The organism is Pedobacter sp. GW460-11-11-14-TSB4, from assembly GCF_059423705.1.
Window position 1 is genome coordinate 55,463 of sequence record NZ_JBWKYI010000022.1, and the last position, 17,582, is coordinate 73,044.

Annotated in this window: 13 protein-coding genes; 12 read left to right on the forward strand and 1 reads right to left on the reverse strand. The window is 40.5% G+C overall.

The window, feature by feature from the left end; translation table 11 throughout:
* Positions 1-485 precede the first annotated feature (485 nt).
* The 4 genes from AC07YT_RS18810 (at position 486) to AC07YT_RS18825 (ending at position 7,813) form a co-directional block, all read left to right on the forward strand.
* Positions 486-3,629 carry a SusC/RagA family TonB-linked outer membrane protein gene (locus tag AC07YT_RS18810; RefSeq protein ID WP_086544823.1) on the forward strand — a complete coding sequence of 1,048 codons (3,144 nt, stop codon included), beginning with the start codon at positions 486-488 and terminating at the stop codon, positions 3,627-3,629.
* 12 nt (positions 3,630-3,641) lie between these two features.
* Positions 3,642-5,522: a RagB/SusD family nutrient uptake outer membrane protein gene (locus tag AC07YT_RS18815; RefSeq protein WP_478358491.1), complete on the forward strand. Its 1,881-nt coding sequence runs from the start codon at positions 3,642-3,644 to the stop codon at positions 5,520-5,522.
* A gap of 128 nt (positions 5,523-5,650) precedes the next feature.
* A complete protein-coding gene (locus AC07YT_RS18820) occupies positions 5,651-6,682 on the forward strand; it encodes a LacI family DNA-binding transcriptional regulator (protein WP_086544825.1) in 1,032 nt (343 codons plus the stop codon).
* Positions 6,683-6,937: 255 nt separating this feature from the next.
* A complete protein-coding gene (locus AC07YT_RS18825; protein ID WP_086544826.1) occupies positions 6,938-7,813 on the forward strand; it encodes a polysaccharide lyase in 876 nt (291 codons plus the stop codon).
* Between the two features lie 246 nt (positions 7,814-8,059).
* Here AC07YT_RS18825 and AC07YT_RS18830 read toward each other — a convergent pair whose 3' ends face one another.
* Positions 8,060-9,226 carry a chondroitinase-B domain-containing protein gene (locus AC07YT_RS18830; protein WP_086544827.1) on the reverse strand — a complete coding sequence of 389 codons (1,167 nt, stop codon included), beginning with the start codon at positions 9,224-9,226 and terminating at the stop codon, positions 8,060-8,062.
* A gap of 270 nt (positions 9,227-9,496) precedes the next feature.
* On the opposite strand from AC07YT_RS18830, the gene AC07YT_RS18835 reads away from it, so the two are divergent.
* The 8 genes from AC07YT_RS18835 (at position 9,497) to AC07YT_RS18870 (ending at position 17,375) form a co-directional block, all read left to right on the forward strand.
* Positions 9,497-9,994, forward strand: a complete 498-nt coding sequence (locus AC07YT_RS18835; RefSeq protein WP_025142534.1) for a cupin domain-containing protein — start codon at positions 9,497-9,499, stop codon at positions 9,992-9,994.
* Positions 9,995-10,135: 141 nt separating this feature from the next.
* On the forward strand, positions 10,136-10,864 hold the full coding sequence (locus AC07YT_RS18840; protein WP_086544828.1) for an acyl-CoA desaturase: 729 nt from the start codon (positions 10,136-10,138) through the stop codon (positions 10,862-10,864).
* 579 nt (positions 10,865-11,443) lie between these two features.
* Positions 11,444-11,773, forward strand: coding sequence for a DUF1475 family protein (locus AC07YT_RS18845; protein ID WP_086544829.1), 330 nt, complete (start codon positions 11,444-11,446; stop codon positions 11,771-11,773).
* 92 nt (positions 11,774-11,865) lie between these two features.
* On the forward strand, positions 11,866-12,663 hold the full coding sequence (locus AC07YT_RS18850; protein ID WP_086549216.1) for a DUF1295 domain-containing protein: 798 nt from the start codon (positions 11,866-11,868) through the stop codon (positions 12,661-12,663).
* A 46-nt stretch (positions 12,664-12,709) separates the two neighbouring features.
* Positions 12,710-13,741 (forward strand): SAM-dependent methyltransferase, encoded by a 1,032-nt coding sequence (locus tag AC07YT_RS18855; RefSeq protein ID WP_086544830.1) that lies wholly within the window; start codon positions 12,710-12,712, stop codon positions 13,739-13,741.
* Between the two features lie 99 nt (positions 13,742-13,840).
* On the forward strand, positions 13,841-15,085 hold the full coding sequence (locus AC07YT_RS18860) for an NAD(P)/FAD-dependent oxidoreductase (RefSeq protein ID WP_494945464.1): 1,245 nt from the start codon (positions 13,841-13,843) through the stop codon (positions 15,083-15,085).
* Between the two features lie 228 nt (positions 15,086-15,313).
* Positions 15,314-16,126, forward strand: a complete 813-nt coding sequence (locus tag AC07YT_RS18865) for a DUF1365 domain-containing protein (RefSeq protein ID WP_086544832.1) — start codon at positions 15,314-15,316, stop codon at positions 16,124-16,126.
* A gap of 10 nt (positions 16,127-16,136) precedes the next feature.
* Positions 16,137-17,375 (forward strand): SAM-dependent methyltransferase, encoded by a 1,239-nt coding sequence (locus AC07YT_RS18870; protein WP_086544833.1) that lies wholly within the window; start codon positions 16,137-16,139, stop codon positions 17,373-17,375.
* Positions 17,376-17,582: the final 207 nt, after the last annotated feature.

The window sequence follows — 17,582 nt, forward strand, 5'->3', positions numbered from 1 at the left end:
AATAGCTGCTATTATCAAAATAAGTTAAATTGCATGATGGTATCAGAAAAATGATAGTATTGAGCGCTGTTCATGAAAGGGAAAGGTACTAGGCTCTGCTTTTCATGACAAATGTATTCGGTGTTCGTTGCGCTTCCGTGGCTAAGTAAATCACACTAACAAGAGCCGTGTTTAGCTGTGCCATCTGTGGTTCATCGTGCCCATAAATATAAAACCCTAAATTAATTACATCGTTGTAAATTCAATCTGACGCAGATTTAGGGCTTATTCTGATTATAGTTTTTTATATCTGGCGCTGCGGGTTTTTATATTAGATAAAATAAGTCTAACCAAATCATCCATGTTCAAGAGTCAAGCAAGGCAGCCATTTGCCAGCGTTATTCCTTTTTTTTCAGGCTAATATCCATTTCAATTTCAGCAGCCGATTTGCTATTAACTTATTGTGATCTGAAATTTCACAGGTAATCATTAACTAAACTATAACTATGAGTAAAATTTACAACCAAAGAGGAGTATTGCTATACCTCGGGCGTATCTGCGCAGGTAAAGCAAAAATTTTAGCGGTTTTGCTGCTGGTGCTGTCCGGGAGTTTTAGCGCTTTTGCCCAAACCGTTATTGTGGGTACCATTAAAGATAATAAAGGGATCACGCTTCCGGGCGTAAGCGTAAGGGTAAAAAATACATCGGTCGGAACCTTAACCGATGCTGCGGGTAAGTATAGCATAAAGGTTCCTGATGGCAACCAAACCCTGGTATTCACCTTTATCGGTTTTACCACACAAGAAGTGACCTTAAATGGGCGAAGCACCATCAATATTACGATGGATGACGGTGCACAAGGCCTTAACGATGTAGTGGTCATTGGATACGGTACTGCACAGAAAAAAGATGTTACCGGTGCGGTTTCGAGCATTAAAGCCACGCAGCTGGAAAACGAAAATCCAAATAGTGTTACCGATATCCTTCGTGGTAACATCCCGGGTTTAACGGTTGGTTTTAACAATAGCGCTAAAGGTGGCGGAGATCTGCTCGTACGCGGAAAAACAACGCTAACGGGGACCACAACACCGCTGATTGTGTTAGATGGGGTTATTTTTATCGGTCAGCTGTCTGATATTAACCCTAATGATATTGAATCGGTTGATGTACTTAAGGATGCAAGTTCGCTTGCGGTTTATGGAGCAAAAGCAGCAACCGGTGTAGTCGCCATTACCACCAAAAAAGGAAAAAGCGGTGCACCAACCATTACGGTAAATACAAACTTCGGGATGGCTACCCTGGCTCAAGATCAACCTGTGTACGATGGTCCAGGTTTTTTGAACTGGCGTGCCGATGTACAACGCAGTGGCGGGGTAAATCCACCTTACATTTATAACGATCCCAATAACCTGCCAGAAGGCGTAACGCTTACCCAATGGTTAAACGGGCAAACCACCACCAATCCAACCGATCTTTGGTTAAGCCGTCTGGGTCTTTTGGCTAACGAAAAGGCCAATTATCTTGCCGGAAAAACAACCGATTGGTACGATATGCTTTTTGTTACCGGCCAACGCCAGGATCATACCCTCAGCCTCAGCGGGAAAAAAGAAGAGGTTTCCTATTACATGTCCTTAGGTTATCTTAAAAACGAAAGCATTATTGCCGGAGGAGGCTTCAGTACCTTCCGTACCCGGTTAAATCTGGAAGGTAAAGCGGCTAAGTTTTTAACGCTGGGTATGAATCTGCAATTTGCCGACCGCGATGAGGGAGCTATTGAAGCCCAGTTTTCGCAACTGCCAGATTTATCTCCTTACGGCGATTTTTATAATGCAGATGGCTCTTTAAGAAGAATCCCTACCGATGATAACGGCCTCAATGCCCGTAATCCTTTTCTCGACCGGACTTATAATTCAAGGTTGCAAAAACAAAGCACTTTGTTCGGTAGTCTTTATGCCAAAGTGCAATTGCCGTTTGGGATCACTTACCAGGCAAATTTTAGTCCGGGTTTAGATCAGTACCGCACCTTTAATCACCAGTCTTCTAAAAATCCAAATGTAACCATACCTGGTGGTTCAGCATCAAGGGCACAGGAAACCAGATACAACTGGCAGCTGGATAACCTCTTAAAATGGAACCGGACTATTGCAAGAGATCATAACATTGATGTAACGCTATTGGTCAATGCCGAGAAATATTCTACCTGGTATACCATCGCCAGTAATGAAGGCTTTGCACCAACTGATGTATTGGGATTTCATAACATTCAAAGCGGTAATAAACCAACCGTAAGCAGCGATGATAAAGTTTATACGGGCGATGCTTTACTGGCCAGAGTGAATTATTCGTACAAAGGTCGGTATGCTTTAACAGGCTCTGTTCGTAGAGATGGGTATTCTGCTTTTGGAGCCTCTAAAAAACGGGCTAATTTCCCTGCAGCGGCGGTAGCCTGGACCGTAAGTGAAGAAAACTTTTTGAAACCGGTTAAATGGATCGACTTTTTAAAACTGCGTCTATCTTACGGTATCAATGGAAACAGAGAAATCAGGGATGCGAACAACGTCATTGATCCATATGTTGCCATCCAGACTTTAACCGGAGGCAAGTATCAATCCGTTAGCGGTAGCGGTACACCAGGAGAGGTGAATACCGTGGTAAACAGCCCGCGTTTGGGTAATCCAAACCTGGAATGGGAAAAGACAAAATCGTTGAATCTTGGTTTGGATTTTGGATTTTTGAACAATAGAATCAACGGATCTATTGAACTTTATGATAAGAAAACATCAGATCTTTTAATCGGCCAGTCCTTGTCATCTGCATCGGGTTATGCAAATGTTATTGCCAATTTAGGTCGTGTAAATAACAGGGGGTTTGAGCTGAGCATCACCAGTAAAAACTTTACAGGTGGAAATATTACCTGGAGCACTTCAGCAAACCTGTCGCTTAACCGCAATAAAATTGTTGGCCTGGCCACACCGAATGATGATCCGGGTAACGGATGGTTTATTGGTAAAGACATCGATGTAATTTGGGAGTATCAAATTTTAGGCGTATGGCAGGAAAATGAAGTAGCAGAAGCCAATAAATTTAACAAGGGCATTAAGCCAGGTGATTTTAAATTATTGGATGTGGATGGAAATTATGTGTACAACGATCTGGATAAACAGTTTATCGGCTACAAAAGCCCAAGGTTCAATTGGTCGTTCCGCAACGATTTTAATATCTATAAAAATTTCGATTTTTCATTCCAGCTTATCTCAAGCTGGGGACAGCTTAGGGCCGATAACCAGACCAAAAACCAGCCCGGAAGTGTAGGTTTTGGCCGATCGAGCTCTTATGTTATCCCTTATTGGACACCAGGTAATCCCCTTAATGATTATGCCCGCCTAAACTCGGGTTTAAGTGGGGTTAGTTTTAATGCTTACCGTAAAAGCTCGTTCATCAGGTTAAATACCATTGCACTCGCCTATAGCCTGCCAAAAGATTTTCTGGGCAAACTCAGGATACAAAATGCAAAAATATATGCCAATGTAAGTAATGCGGGTGTATATGCCCCAAATTGGAACCAATGGGATCCGCAAACTGCAGATAATAACGGAAATCCTGTTCCAACACCTAGAGTTTACACTTTCGGACTGAATGTTACCCTTTAAAAAATGAAGAAGATGAATATCACATATAAAAAAATAATTCCGTTTGTGGCCCTGGCCCTTCTGCTGTCGGCAAATGGATGTAAAAAATCAAATCTGGATTCAGAATTATTGTCGCAACTGGAACCGCAAACCGCTTTAACGAGTGTAGCGGCGATGAAAGCGGCTATTGCAGGCATTGGAGCCAATGTGAGGAGAGAATTTACAGGCGATATGGCACCGATCGTTACCGAATCTATCTTTTCGGAAGTTGCTGTAGATGGAACAACGGATAAAACCACACAAGCCCAGGATATGGATACCCGGATAACACCGGATGCCAACCTGGATAACCCCGATTTTAACAGGATCGGGTTTTACTGGACTGAAGGTTTTAGAGGGGTACGTATGGCCAATACCGTTATTACCTATATCGACAATGTAACCTATAAAGATGAGGCCGAAAAAAATGCTATTCTTAGTGCTGCCTATTTTTATCGTGCCTATTACTATTATCGTTTGGTACACCAATTTGGCGATGTGCCATTGAATTTAAAAGATATCACCTCCCCTAAACTGGATTATTTTTCTACCCGCCGTGAGGTGATATTAAAAAAAATGCAGGAAGATCTTTTATTTGCCGAAAAATGGTTGAAAGATAATGTAGATCGTGGTGATGTTACCAAAGGTGCGTGTAGCCACCTGCTGACCAAAGTTAACCTTGCTTTGGGTGATTTTGATGCAGCCATCACCTCAGCCAACAATGTCATCAACAGTGGGACGTATAGCTTAATGCGGAACCGTTTCGGGAGTACCGCTGGTGATGCCAGTAAAAATGTGGTTTGGGATTTGCACCGGATGGATAACAAGGCCATTCCTGCCAACCGTGAGGCACTTTTTTTAACCATCGACAGAGAAACGCTTGCAGGTGCTACCGATTTGGGATCGCAGGTAATGCGTAACTGCGTACCTGCCTGGCATTTTGCCAATTTGAAAACACCATCTGGTGCCACCCAGGCCATTGTTGATGGCGTTAATGTAGAAATACCCTTAACTTTAATGTACGGCAGAGGGATTGGGCGCTACCGTGGTACCGCCTATAGTACCAAAAACATCTGGACAGATAATACCGATTACCGCCACGCCCCAGGCATGTGGATGAACATGACCGACCTGGTGTATAACAATCCTGCTATTAAAACAGGAAGTAACGTTGCTGAAAGAGCGTTATATGGCAAACCTCTGGTAGATGTGACCCCCGGCAATGTAAATAACATGTTTCTGAACAAAGGTTTAGATACCATCCGCCATTTTTTCGGCTGGCCACACTATAAAACTTTTATCAATTCTACCAATGCACTTGCGGCTGATAAATATTGGACGCCGCCAAGAGGAACCAATACCGACTGGTATATCTTCCGTTTGGCCGAAACCTATCTGTTAAGGGCTGAAGCTTACTATTGGAAAGGCAACCTTGCTTTGGCCATGGCAGATTTAAACCAGGTACGCTCGCGGGCCAATGCAGCTTTGCTAACCGATGCTTCGGCAATTAACATCGGCACCATACTGGATGAAAGAGCAAGAGAGCTGTTTTATGAGGAGCCGCGAAAAACAGAACTTACCCGCATTGCCTATATCTTCGCAACGACTGGAAAGCCTGCCTACAACGGAAAAACCTATAACCTTGCCTCTTTCTCTGATAATAATTTCTTTTACGACAGGATTATCGAAAAGAATGATTTTTACCGCAACAAGGTGCCTACTGTATTGGGCGTAAATTTCAGGATTTCTCCATACCACGTGCTTTGGCCGGTTCCGGCAGCAGCGCAGCGTTTTAATACAGAAGGCCGCATCAATCAAAATAAAGGGTACACCGGTTATGAAAACAATGTTCCGGCCCTGGATAAGATTCCATAGATAGTTAATTGTTTAGCGGGTTAGTGCTTAGTTATATATAATAAACACTAACCCCTAATCCCTAACCTGTAAAAGGTTACGAGGCACCAAACGCTAACCACATTGTAACGCTTAAACATCCTTTACCTATGGAAAATAAACCTGTTACATTAAAATTAATTGCAAAAGAATTAAAGCTGTCTATTTCTACCGTTTCCAAATCGTTAAAAGATTATCCACGGATTAAAGAGAGTACCAGGCTTCGGGTAAAAGAACTCGCCGCCAGATTAAATTTTACGCCCGATATTTCTGCGCTAAGGCTTAGAGACCGTAAATCGAGGATTATTGGCATTATACTGCCCAATCTTTCCGACCATTTCTTCACGCGTAGCATTTATGGCATGGAACAGCTGGCTACAACAAACGGTTACAATATTATTATCAGTCAATCGCACGATAATTTTGAAATGGAGGTGACCGCTGCGGCCACGCTTTTAGGATCGAGGGTTGATGGGTTAATTGTTGCCATTTCCAAACATACCTCTGATTTCGCCCACCTCGATCAATTCGAGAAAATCGGGATCCCTGTGGTTTATTATACCCGCAATCCGAGCTTTAACCTTAACTGCCATAAAGTATTAGGTAATACCCACCAGGGATGTTATATGGCTACAGAGTACCTGATTAACCGCGGGCATAAAAGAGTAGCTTACCTGGGCGGACCAAAAATGGTTAATTTCAGTCACGATCGATTCTCCGGATACATTAATGCACTTAAGGATAACGAAATCCCTTTTAATGCCAACCATGTGGCCTATACCGATTTTGATGATGAAAATACCCTGGCGGCCATTAAAAACCTTTTTAACGATCCTGAAAACGGACCGACAGCTTTAGTGGCTTTTAAAGAAAAGTTGTTGTTCGATACGATTAAATTTTTGCGTTCGGTTGAGCATCCTTATGCTAAAAAACTCGAATGTATTGGTTTCGGTAACGATCCCATTATAACTTATCTCAGCACTCCGCCAATTGCTTCGATCGAAGAAAATCCCGAGGCCTTAGGCGAACAGGCTGTTATGTTGCTGGTGAAACTCATTAATGGCGATATTGAAGCCAGGGATTATAAAAAAGTAATTGTGAACTGCAGTTTAAAAATCCACGAATCTTACGCCATATTATAAAACAAGGTTTTCTAATACTTTAATCGAAAATATTTCAATCGTTGTAACATCAGTTAAACCCCATTTAGCTGTTTTTAAGGTCGTTGTCGTCTGTTTGGGATTACATTTTTGATTAGGTTAGGGTATCAGATCAAGCTAACCCAAGAATAAAAAACAGCGACCAAATTAAATCCGTAATAAACTATCAAGGATAGGATATTGCATTTCACCCGAAAAAAAATCACTAACCAAATTTAAATCTAAACTAAAATTAACATGAGTCAGAAAATGAATTCAACGCATTTTATTGCATCACTAGTGCTTATATTTTCCCTTAGCCTTTATGGTTGCCAGAAAGAAAAAGTAGCAGAATCAATCCCCGAAAACATCGATGTTGCCGCGCAATCAAATGCCAAAGCGACTACAGAAGCTATTCCAAGTAGCATCAATACCGGTTTTACCCATGCCGATGGGACATACACTTATGGCGAAGCCAGTGCCGATTTTGGTGGCGCGACCTTAACGGGCTGGAACGAAAGCAGGGCCTACATTTCGGGTAATTGGGCCAGGGCTACCCTTGCACCTAATTCTGTTTCAAATGGTTTAATCGCAGGTGCTGACATATCAGATGGTTCAGCATACGAGGCTACCTTTAAAGTACGTTTCCATAGCCAGTTCGATTGGAGCAGGGGTGGAAAAGTTGGCTTCGGCTTCCTGATTGGGGAGGGTAATACCGGATGCGACATTGCCAGCGACGGAAACGGAGGAAGTTTACGCTTAATGTGGTACAATACCGGTAGCCGTGTGTTTTTTCAGCCCTATGTTTACCACAGAGATATGGCTGGCCCTTGCGGCGATACCTTCGGCAAGTCTTACCCTTCATCGGGTAGCCTGGTAAAAGGCGATACTTATACCGTTCATCTTTATGTGAAAAGCAATACCGGATCGAATAAAAATGGACAGGTACAAGTAATCATCAATGGAACAACGGTATTGGATCAATCTATCCGCTGGACGACCAACGATGCACAACGTTTGATTAAGAGGTTATCATTCCACAATTTTAGAGGTGGAAAAGATGTAGCCGTTTGGGGCTCAAGCCAAACCAGCTATATTTATTTCGATGATCTTGTGGTGAATAAGATTCAGTAATTTAAAAGATTATCAAGTATAGAATCCTTAAATAAAGTCGTCATCTCGACTGAAGCGCAGCGAAATGGAGAGATCTATAGTATTTAGATTTAGCTTCGCTGAGCACTACGTGGTTCTCGGCTGCGTTGCACTCCGCTCGAAATGACGACCTTTTGCCAATTTTTAAACAGTTTATGTGCTTTAATTGTTTATCTCGACATGACAATCGCATCCAATGAGTAATTAAAAAATCCCTTTTTTAATCAATTACCGCTTTACCACTTCAGCCTTTACATTTTTAAAACGGTTCTCCCCAATGATATTGTCAAAAGGAGCAACACTTTGCATTACTGGTGAAGGGTATCTTTTAATATCGAATTTCCCTGTCCAGTCTGCATCCTTACTATCGCCAATCAATATCCCGGTTGTGGCATTCGATAGGGTGTTATTTTTTATCGTACAATTGCTTGCTGCGATATAAAAACCAATTTCTTCTTTTCCTTTTGCCATGCCATACATTAACCGAATGGCTGTTTGGATGCCATCAATTTTATTATTGATCACCATGTGCCCCGTTCCATTAATCCTAATGCCGCCTGTACCACCTTTAAATGTATTATCGGCAATTACACAATTATGTCCGCCACGCATCACCAGTTCCCCGTCGTTATCTTCGAAATAATTGTTCAGGTATTTATTGCCACTGCTTTTATTGCTGATCACTTCGTTTTCGCCATTACAGTGGATAAACCTGTTTTTATGTACAGTACTTTCGGGACGCTGATTTCCCAGCAATACCGGGTCTTGACCTACCTGTATGCACTCACCACCATTACCGTTTGGCCAGCTCACCTTCACTTTATCACTAAAAATATTATTTTCAATCAGCGTAAATTTCGGATAAGATTCTTTGGTGATTTTAACCTGCACATCCTGGTTATCGACATTTGCCACAAAACTACAACCATCTATAACATTATTGCTGCCATTACCTGATACGATTACCAAGGGCGTAAACTGCGATTGAACTTGATTTGCAGAAAAATTACAGCCTGATATCCTGCAATTATTGCTGGTGTTTAGTTCAATGAGCACACCCGTTTTGCTTAGTACCGCATTTTTGAAATTAATCCCCTTTATAAAAATATAATCTCCGGAAATTTTAAAAACCGGTTTAGTAATGCTCCCTGAAAAAGTAACCAATCCCGATTTCTCTGCACGGATAATAATCGGTTTGGCCAGGCTACCTTTAGCGCTGATGGCTATCGCCCAATTGTTATAATTTCCATTTTTAATTTCTACTTCATCGCCCGGAACCAAAATAGATTCAATTGCCTTCAATTCCTTTTCACTGCTGATAAGGTAAACTTTAGCAGCAATTTTTTGGGTAAAAACAAGAAAAAAGAAAATATAGGTAACGAATTTTTGGATCATTTTTAGCAGCTATTTATTGTTCATCAAACATACTAAAGCAAAGGGGGATATCACACTTACTAAAAGGTTTTTATCAGTAATTTTACAGCCTTTAACCAGTGTATAGGCGGGTTTTAAGACAATTCGTAAATTGAGTTTAAAAAAATAAAAGGCGCAAGAAGGCTTTTTTAATTTATTAGGCTTATTTTTGCGCCAAATTATAGAACCACACAGGCGACTAATTCATACCTGTGCGCCTCGACAATCATTAGAAAAACTAATATTTTACCAATGACAAACGACAAAAAAGAAATATTCGAAAGCGTAGCACAACGTTTAAAAATTGAAGGTTTTAATGTAGTAAACCGTGATGAAACCCGTCCTTGGGGTGGTTTCTTTGTAATAGACGAAGCGCAGGCGCAACAATTTGCCGATACTTATTTTGATGGTTTAAATGTTGAAGACCTTAAAATTGGTGGTAAATTAAGCCCGAAAATTTTAATCGTTGCACCAAATACACGTCTTTCGTGGCAATATCACCACCGCAGAGCTGAAATCTGGCAAGTGGTTACGGGTACAGTTGGTATCAAAACCAGCCAAACAGATGAAGAAGGTGAAGTGAAAAAATACGCACCAAAAGACCAGATCAAATTACAACAAGGCGAACGCCACCGTTTAATTGGTTTGGAAGACTGGGGTGTTGTGGCTGAAATATGGCAACATACTGATGCTTCAAACCCATCAGATGAAAGCGATATCGTACGTGTTCAAGACGATTTCGGCAGATAATAAAATAATTTAAAAATGGAATCCTGTTCTATACCCTGGAACAGGATTCTTTTTGTCTAAACGCTTAAACCAGCCTAGTTTTTATACACCATGAAAAACTAAACGCCCTCAAAATACGTTTATATAGCATACACCCCATACATGATCATCTTCATTTTTTTTCTTTGCCATTGGTTTTTATCCCTGTTTAGCCAAACCTTTTTCCTTCACCGTTACTCATCACACAAGATGTTTAAAATGGAGCTTTTTTGGGAACGGTTTTTCTACCTGGTATTGCTGATTTCGCAGGGTTCTTCATTTTTAAACCCGCGTGCATATGCCATTCTGCACCGGATGCACCACGCTTACAGCGACACAGAGAAAGATCCACATTCTCCACATTTTTTTAAGGATGTTTTCGGGATGATGATTGCAACGAAAAATATGTACATGAATTACCTGCAATTTAAGATACAGCCAGAACCAGCTTTTCAGGGGAATTATCCTGAATGGCCGATGGTTGATAAGATTGGAAATTCATGGGCCTGGAGAATTGCATGCGGGCTGTTTTATATCGGCTTTTATGTGGCTTTTGCCAATTACTGGTGGATGTATTTATTGTTGCCTATTCACTTTTTAATGGGACCGCTGCATGGCGCAATTGTAAACTGGTGTGGTCATAAATATGGCTATTCAAATCACGATAACGACGACCATAGCAAAAATTCATTACCCTGGGATTTCTTGCTGATGGGTGAGCTTTTTCAGAACAACCACCACAAAAAACCAAACAGTCCTAACTTTGCTACCAAATGGTGGGAATTTGATCCAACCTATCCGGTAATGAAGGTATTGCACTGGATGCGTATTATTAAGATCAGAAAGGTTTAAGGAGAGGTTGAAAACATATTTAGCTAATTAATTTGCTACCCTGAGCGTAAGCAAAGGGTTGCTACACAATTATAAGGTCTGTGTCTTCACAGACCATTTTTTTTGCCCTATTTGGTTCACTCAATAGGCCTTGTCTTTTTTCGCCACGGAACCATTGAAATCACGGAATTAACGGTGCAAATTGTCATCTTGAGCCCGTTAAAGGAATAGTATAAATTTCATTTGATGATTCTCCTTCGATGCTGTTTCTTGCACAGTTTTACCCCATCTAAACCCGACAGCAGCGAAAATCCTTTTTGTTTGCAGCAACTTTAATACGCGCCGATGCTGAGGCATGAAGCAGCTGTTCATAAGCGCCAAATACCTGGTGCCCGCGCAAAAGTACCTCAAAAAGATTGTAGCGAATGGCGGGACTGCCCTAGCCGAAACAAACAGCAACATGCTTTTCAAAACACACATTTACTTTTAGCTACGGATGCACGGAAATCACGGAGAATATCCCGGGGTTTTTACAATAAAATCCTTTTTGCTTATCTTACCGTATATAGGGCAATCTGTTTTAAATAAATTTCCATTCCGATGATCAACTTCCTCAAAATTGTTTTCTCAGCCTTGTTGGTTTTTATGTGTTATAAGGTAATTGCTACCTCACTGGAGAGTAACCTGTTCGATCAATGGGACTTTCTAGGCAGCATCCCCTGGATGCGCGCCACATTGTGGGATTTTTATGCTAACATCTTCATTATCACCCTTTGGATGTTTTATAAAGAAAAAAGCATTATTCTTAAAATCTCTATGACCATTTTGTTCGTATATTTAGGTAGCATAGCAACCTTAGCCTATGTTTTGGTGCATTTATTCAAACTAAAAGATGGCGAAGGTGTTAAAGAATTACTGATTAAGGCATAGGATGTAGGATTGAGGGTGTGGGGCTTTTGCTTTGAAGTTTAATAAGCTTGCTCGTTGGGCTTTTTGGCCTTAAACCTTTTACCTTAAACCTTATGCAGCAAACCAAACATCTACTTATTATAGCCCTCATCTCTCTTATTGCCTGTTGTTTAATTATGGGCCTGGTTTGGCTCTGGGCAAAGAAAATCAAAAATGCCGGAGTAGTTGATGTTTTTTGGGCGTTGAATTTTCCGGTAATTACGCTGATTACTTTTTTTCTGTCGGACGGATTTGATCCCCGCAAAATTTTAATCTGTGGTATGTTTTTAATCGCCGAGCTCAGGCTGGGTATGCACCTTTGGCAGCGCGTTATTGGTCATTTAGATGAAGAAGAGGGGCGGTATGCGCAACTTCGTAAAGAATGGGGCGACAAAGCGGACCGGAATTTCTTTATATTTTTTCAATTTCAGGCGATATCCAATGTTATCCTGGCCATTCCGTTTTTTATTATTACGGCCAATCCTTCACAAGCTATTTCTGGTTTAGAATATATTGGCGCTGCGGTTTGGGTAATTGCATTCTTTGGTGAAATGATTGCCGACAGGCAGCTTGCTGCATTTAAAAAAGATCCGGGTAACAAAGGTAAAGTGTGCGATACCGGATTATGGTACTACAGCCGGCATCCAAACTATTTTTTCGAATGGTTAACCTGGATGGCTTATTTCATTTTTGCCCTGGCCTCGCCCTGGGGTATTCTGGCGATCATCAGCCCTGCTATTATTTTGTATTTATTAACCCGGGTTACCGGCGTTCCGAATAATGAAGAGCAAAACCTACGGAGCAAACCTGTAGCTTATCAGAAATATCAACAAACAACGAGCGCTTTTTTTCCGTGGTTTAAGAAGAAATAATTGAATTCTTCAAAAACCCTTAAACCTTTTAACCTTCTACCTTAAAATGTGGTACGATAAACTTTTAGAAAACGACAAACTTCCGGATACGGCATTGCGTATCGGCATCAGAAAATTATGCAAACAACGCCTGGATGATGAAACGCTGGGCAACGAAGAATTACAGCAGGAAAAATTTATGGACCTGGTTGCCGAGCTTAAACAATCGCCTATCGCGGTAAATACGGCCGATGCCAACGAACAGCATTATGAATTACCTACCGCATTTTTTCAGTATTGCCTTGGCAAAAACTTAAAATACAGTAGTGGTTACTGGAAAGCAGGCGTTAAAGATATAGATACCTCGGAGGATGATATGCTGGCCCTAACCTGCAAAAGGGCCGACTTGCAGAATGGCCAAAATGTTTTGGAACTGGGCTGTGGCTGGGGCTCGCTTTCGCTTTATATGTCGGCAAAGTTTCCGGAGAGTACTTTTACCGTCGTATCTAATTCTGCTACACAGAAAATTTTTATTGATGAAACGGCGAAACAGCGCGGCATACAGAACCTAACGGTTTTAACTGCCGATATGAATACGTTTACGATAGCCGATACATTCGATCGGGTAGTTTCGGTAGAAATGTTTGAGCACATGCGTAACTATAAATTCCTGTTAAACAAGGTGGCTTCCTTTATGAAACCTGATGGCAAGTTATTCGTGCACATATTTACCCACAAAACCCTAGCTTACAAGTTTGAGGTGATTGACGAAACCGACTGGATGAGTAAATACTTTTTTACAGGCGGTATTATGCCTTCCAATCACCTGTTTTTTTACTTTAACGACGACCTCAAGATCGATAAACATTGGGTAGTAAATGGAACCAATTACGGTAAAACCTCCGAAGCCTGGTTAAGCAATATGGACAAACATAAAAAGGAAATCATGCCTATTTTAGAAACGACCTACGGTAAAGATCAGGCGGTAAAATGGTGGGTTTACTGGCGGTTATTTTACATGTCCTGCGCCGAACTGTTCAATTACAATAAAGGGAATGAATGGATGGTGTGCCATTATTTATTTGAAAAGAATAAATAATGTAAGAGGTAAGATGGAAAATGATGGCTGCTAAATTTCCATCTTCCATCTCACATCTTCCGTCATCAATATTACATTGTCCATCTTACATTTTTCATTATGAAAACTCTCGCCATCATTGGCTCAGGAATAGCAGGCATGGGTTGTGCCCATAAACTGCAACACAAATATGATATTACGCTTTTCGAAGAAGCCGGTTATATTGGCGGACATACCAATACGATCACACTAGAAGAGGATGGTAAACCTATTTATCTGGATACTGGTTTTATGGTTTTTAACTATCAGACTTACCCAAACCTGACTGAAATGTTTGCAGAAATCGATGCACCGGTCATTAAAACCGATATGTCTTTCAGTGTTCAGTTTCTGCCTAAAAAGTTAGAATATAGCGGTTCGGGTTTAAACCATTTATTTGCGCAACGCAAAAACCTGTTTAACATTTCCTACCTGAAAATGCTGATACAGATTAATCGTTTCAACAAACAAAGTGTCGAGATTCTCGATAATCCAGTATATCAGGATTATTCTATTGGAAGGTTTTTTAAGGAGTTTGGTTACAGCGATGATATGCTTTGGCAATACCTGATTCCGATGAGTGCTGCAGTGTGGAGTGCGCCAATGGAACAGATTCTGGATTTCCCTGCCGTTACCCTCATCCGTTTCTTTAAAAATCATGGCTTTTTGGGTTTAGATACCCAGCATCAGTGGTACACCCTGCAAAATGGTAGTCAGTCCTACCGTGAAAAACTGATTGCACCTTTCCGCGATCGGATTAAAATCAACCATAAAATTATTTCAGTCAAACGATTAGAGAACGGTAAAGTTGAAGTCGAAAACGATAAAGGTGAAGTATTCGAATTCGATCAGGTGATTATGGCTACTCATGCCGACCAGACTTTCGAAATTGTGAAAGATAAAACGGATTTAGAAACTGAACTGCTTTCTAAATTCAAATATCAATTGAATAAAGCAGTGGTACATACCGATGAAAAACAGATGCCTGAAGCCAGGTTAGCCTGGAGTAGCTGGAATTACCGCGTAGAAAAACAGGGCGATAAGTTATTGCCGAGTACCATTTATTGGATGAATAACCTGCAGGGTGTTTCTAAAAAACAAAATTACTTTGTTTCCATTAACCCGACCGGAACCTTAAACCCTGATAAGGTTATTAAAGAAATCGATTACCATCATCCTTTGTTTGATGTTTCGGCCATGCAGGCGCAAGCGCAATTGCACAAGTTAAACGATAAGGGACCGATATATTATTGTGGTAGCTATTTTAAATATGGTTTTCATGAAGATGCGTACAAAAGTGCGGTTGATTTATGCATAGAGTTATAGAGTAGTTACGTCATTCCCAACTTGATTGGGAATCACGATTGCCCATCGAAGATAATCGTAACGCTTTAGTCTGGCTTGTATCTTGTATTAAGATTCCCGCCTGCGCGGGAATGACGTTAAGTTAGCGAGCGCGCCCTGGATATAGATTTCTCGACTGCGTTGCACTTCGCTCGAAATGACGAACTCAAAATGGAGACATGAACTATAAATTTCGTAAATTGTAATATAATGGAATTCACATCAAGCATATATACCGCAAAAGTGATGCACCATCGCTTAGCGCCAAAAAAACATTCTTTTTGGTACAGGGTGTATATGTTCTATATCGATCTGGATGAATTGGACCTGCTGAGTAAAAAGCTTCGCTGGTTTAGCCATAATAAATTTAACCTCTTTTCTTTTCGGGATGCAGAACACCTTCAATTACCAAAAGATAATCCCGATCAAACTAAAAATACCCGTCAGCATTTAGAAGATTATTTAAGAGAAAACGGGGTAGATGGTGCTAGGCTGAAAATAAAACTGCTTACCAATCTTAACGTTTTGGGCTATAATTTTAATCCGGTTTCTTTTTACTATTGTTTCGACCAACAGCACAATCCGGTTTGTTGCGTGGCAGAAATTAGTAATACCTACCGGGAAATGAAACTTTTTTTCTTTGGAAAAGACGAATTGCAGGGCGATACTTTCAAAAAAATAACCACAAAATATTTTTATGTTTCCCCATTTATAGATCATGATGATACCTTCGATTTTAAATTAAAAGTACCGGTGGATACACTCGATATTAAAATTGATGACCTGGATAAAAATGGTAATCTGTTTTTTATCAGTACCTTAAAGGGAGCGAAAAAAGCCTTAACCAACAGCAATATGCTGAAGTATTTTTTCTCCATTCCACTAATTCCATTGCAGATAATGGGCATGATCCACTGGCAGGCTTTTAAACTTTGGGTAAAAAAAATACCTTTTCACCCAAAAGCCGAAAACCCTGAGCTACAACGTAACGTATATAAGCCCTATAAACCACAAATAAAATAGATTGAAGATTATGAATACGCTTACCGCTACCAAAACATCTACAGGTTTTTTTGAAAGAGTAGTGCTTAATGCACTTTCTAAAATGACCCTGGGCAAATTAGAGCTATCATTGCCCAACGGACAAATGCTGGTTTTTGGTAATGGTGAACATAAAATTGAAGCAAATATCCAGGTCAATCACCCCGATTTTTTTAAATCAATAGCACTTTATGGCGATATTGGTTTTGGCGAAGCTTATACAGTTGGTTTGTGGGATACGACGAATATCACTAACGTAATTAAATGGGTAATCCTAAATATCGAAAATGCACCTTCTGTTACCGGGAGCAAAGTAAAATCTATGGCATTAAACCTTTTTAAATGGGTGAATAAAATTTACCATGTGCGCAGGGCGAATACACTGGCCGGATCGCAAAAAAATATTTCAGAACACTATGACCTCAACAACGATTTCTTCGCTACTTTTCTCGATAAAAGCATGACTTATTCTAGCGGTTACTTTTCTCCGGAGCACTTAAGTTTAGAAGAATCGCAATATGCCAAGTACGATCGATTGGCGAAGCAGCTAAAAATCAAAGCCACCGACCATGTTCTGGAAATCGGAAGCGGTTGGGGTGGTAATGCCATTTTCTTAGCTAAAAATTACGGCTGCAAAGTTACTTCGGTTACGATATCGAAAGAACAGCAGAAGTTAGCGATTGAAAGAGTAATGGCTGAAGGTTTAGCCGATAAGGTAACTATCCTGATTCAGGATTACCGTAAAATTGAAGGTACTTTTGATAAGATTGTTTCCATCGAAATGCTCGAAGCGGTTGGCCACCAATACCTGGAGACCTATTTCGAAAAATGCCAGGAGTTATTAAAACCCGATGGAATTTTTGCCTTTCAGGTCATTACCTCGCCTGATAGCAGGTATGATAAATTAAGAAACGGGGTTGATTGGATTCAGAAGCACATTTTTCCAGGATCACTTTTGCCTTCGGTAGCGGCGATAAATAAAGCGATAAATGAAACCGGAGATTTAACACTTGTTGATTTAAAGGATATGGGCTTAGATTATGCCCGAACATTACATTTATGGTTTATCGAATTTAATAAGAACCTTGAGCGGGTTAAGGCATTAGGTTTTGATACCACCTTTATCCGCAAGTGGAATTATTATTTGAACTATTGCGAGGCAGCCTTTGCCATGCGGAATATTAATGTTATGCAAATGGTTTATTCAAGGCCGAATAATATTTCGAGATAATGTGTAAGGTAAGATGGATGAGGTAAGATGGAAAATGTAAGTTAACTTTCCCATCTTCCTTTTCCCATTTTCCATCCCCTATGATTCCTTTTACCGATAAAAGCGTAGTGTTTGCCGACTAATTAAAAGAGTTGGAGTGAAAAGTATAGGTTATAATTGTAACAAAATGCAATTTGCGTAGACTAATTACAAAAGACTAACTTTTAA

Bases quoted from the DNA above. Each gene is read 5' to 3' on its own strand.
- AC07YT_RS18820 (WP_086544825.1), top strand. From the start codon at position 5,651: ATGGAAAATAAACCTGTTACATTAAAATTAATTGCAAAAGAATTAAAG.
- AC07YT_RS18850 (WP_086549216.1), top strand. From the start codon at position 11,866: ATGCAGCAAACCAAACATCTACTTATTATAGCCCTCATCTCTCTTATT.
- AC07YT_RS18825 (WP_086544826.1), top strand. From the start codon at position 6,938: ATGAGTCAGAAAATGAATTCAACGCATTTTATTGCATCACTAGTGCTT.
- AC07YT_RS18855 (WP_086544830.1), top strand. From the start codon at position 12,710: ATGTGGTACGATAAACTTTTAGAAAACGACAAACTTCCGGATACGGCA.
- AC07YT_RS18845 (WP_086544829.1), top strand. From the start codon at position 11,444: ATGATCAACTTCCTCAAAATTGTTTTCTCAGCCTTGTTGGTTTTTATG.
- AC07YT_RS18830 (WP_086544827.1), bottom strand. From the start codon at position 9,226: ATGATCCAAAAATTCGTTACCTATATTTTCTTTTTTCTTGTTTTTACC.
- AC07YT_RS18840 (WP_086544828.1), top strand. From the start codon at position 10,136: ATGATCATCTTCATTTTTTTTCTTTGCCATTGGTTTTTATCCCTGTTT.
- AC07YT_RS18865 (WP_086544832.1), top strand. From the start codon at position 15,314: ATGGAATTCACATCAAGCATATATACCGCAAAAGTGATGCACCATCGC.
- AC07YT_RS18860 (WP_494945464.1), top strand. From the start codon at position 13,841: ATGAAAACTCTCGCCATCATTGGCTCAGGAATAGCAGGCATGGGTTGT.
- AC07YT_RS18815 (WP_478358491.1), top strand. From the start codon at position 3,642: ATGAATATCACATATAAAAAAATAATTCCGTTTGTGGCCCTGGCCCTT.
- AC07YT_RS18810 (WP_086544823.1), top strand. From the start codon at position 486: ATGAGTAAAATTTACAACCAAAGAGGAGTATTGCTATACCTCGGGCGT.
- AC07YT_RS18870 (WP_086544833.1), top strand. From the start codon at position 16,137: ATGAATACGCTTACCGCTACCAAAACATCTACAGGTTTTTTTGAAAGA.
- AC07YT_RS18835 (WP_025142534.1), top strand. From the start codon at position 9,497: ATGACAAACGACAAAAAAGAAATATTCGAAAGCGTAGCACAACGTTTA.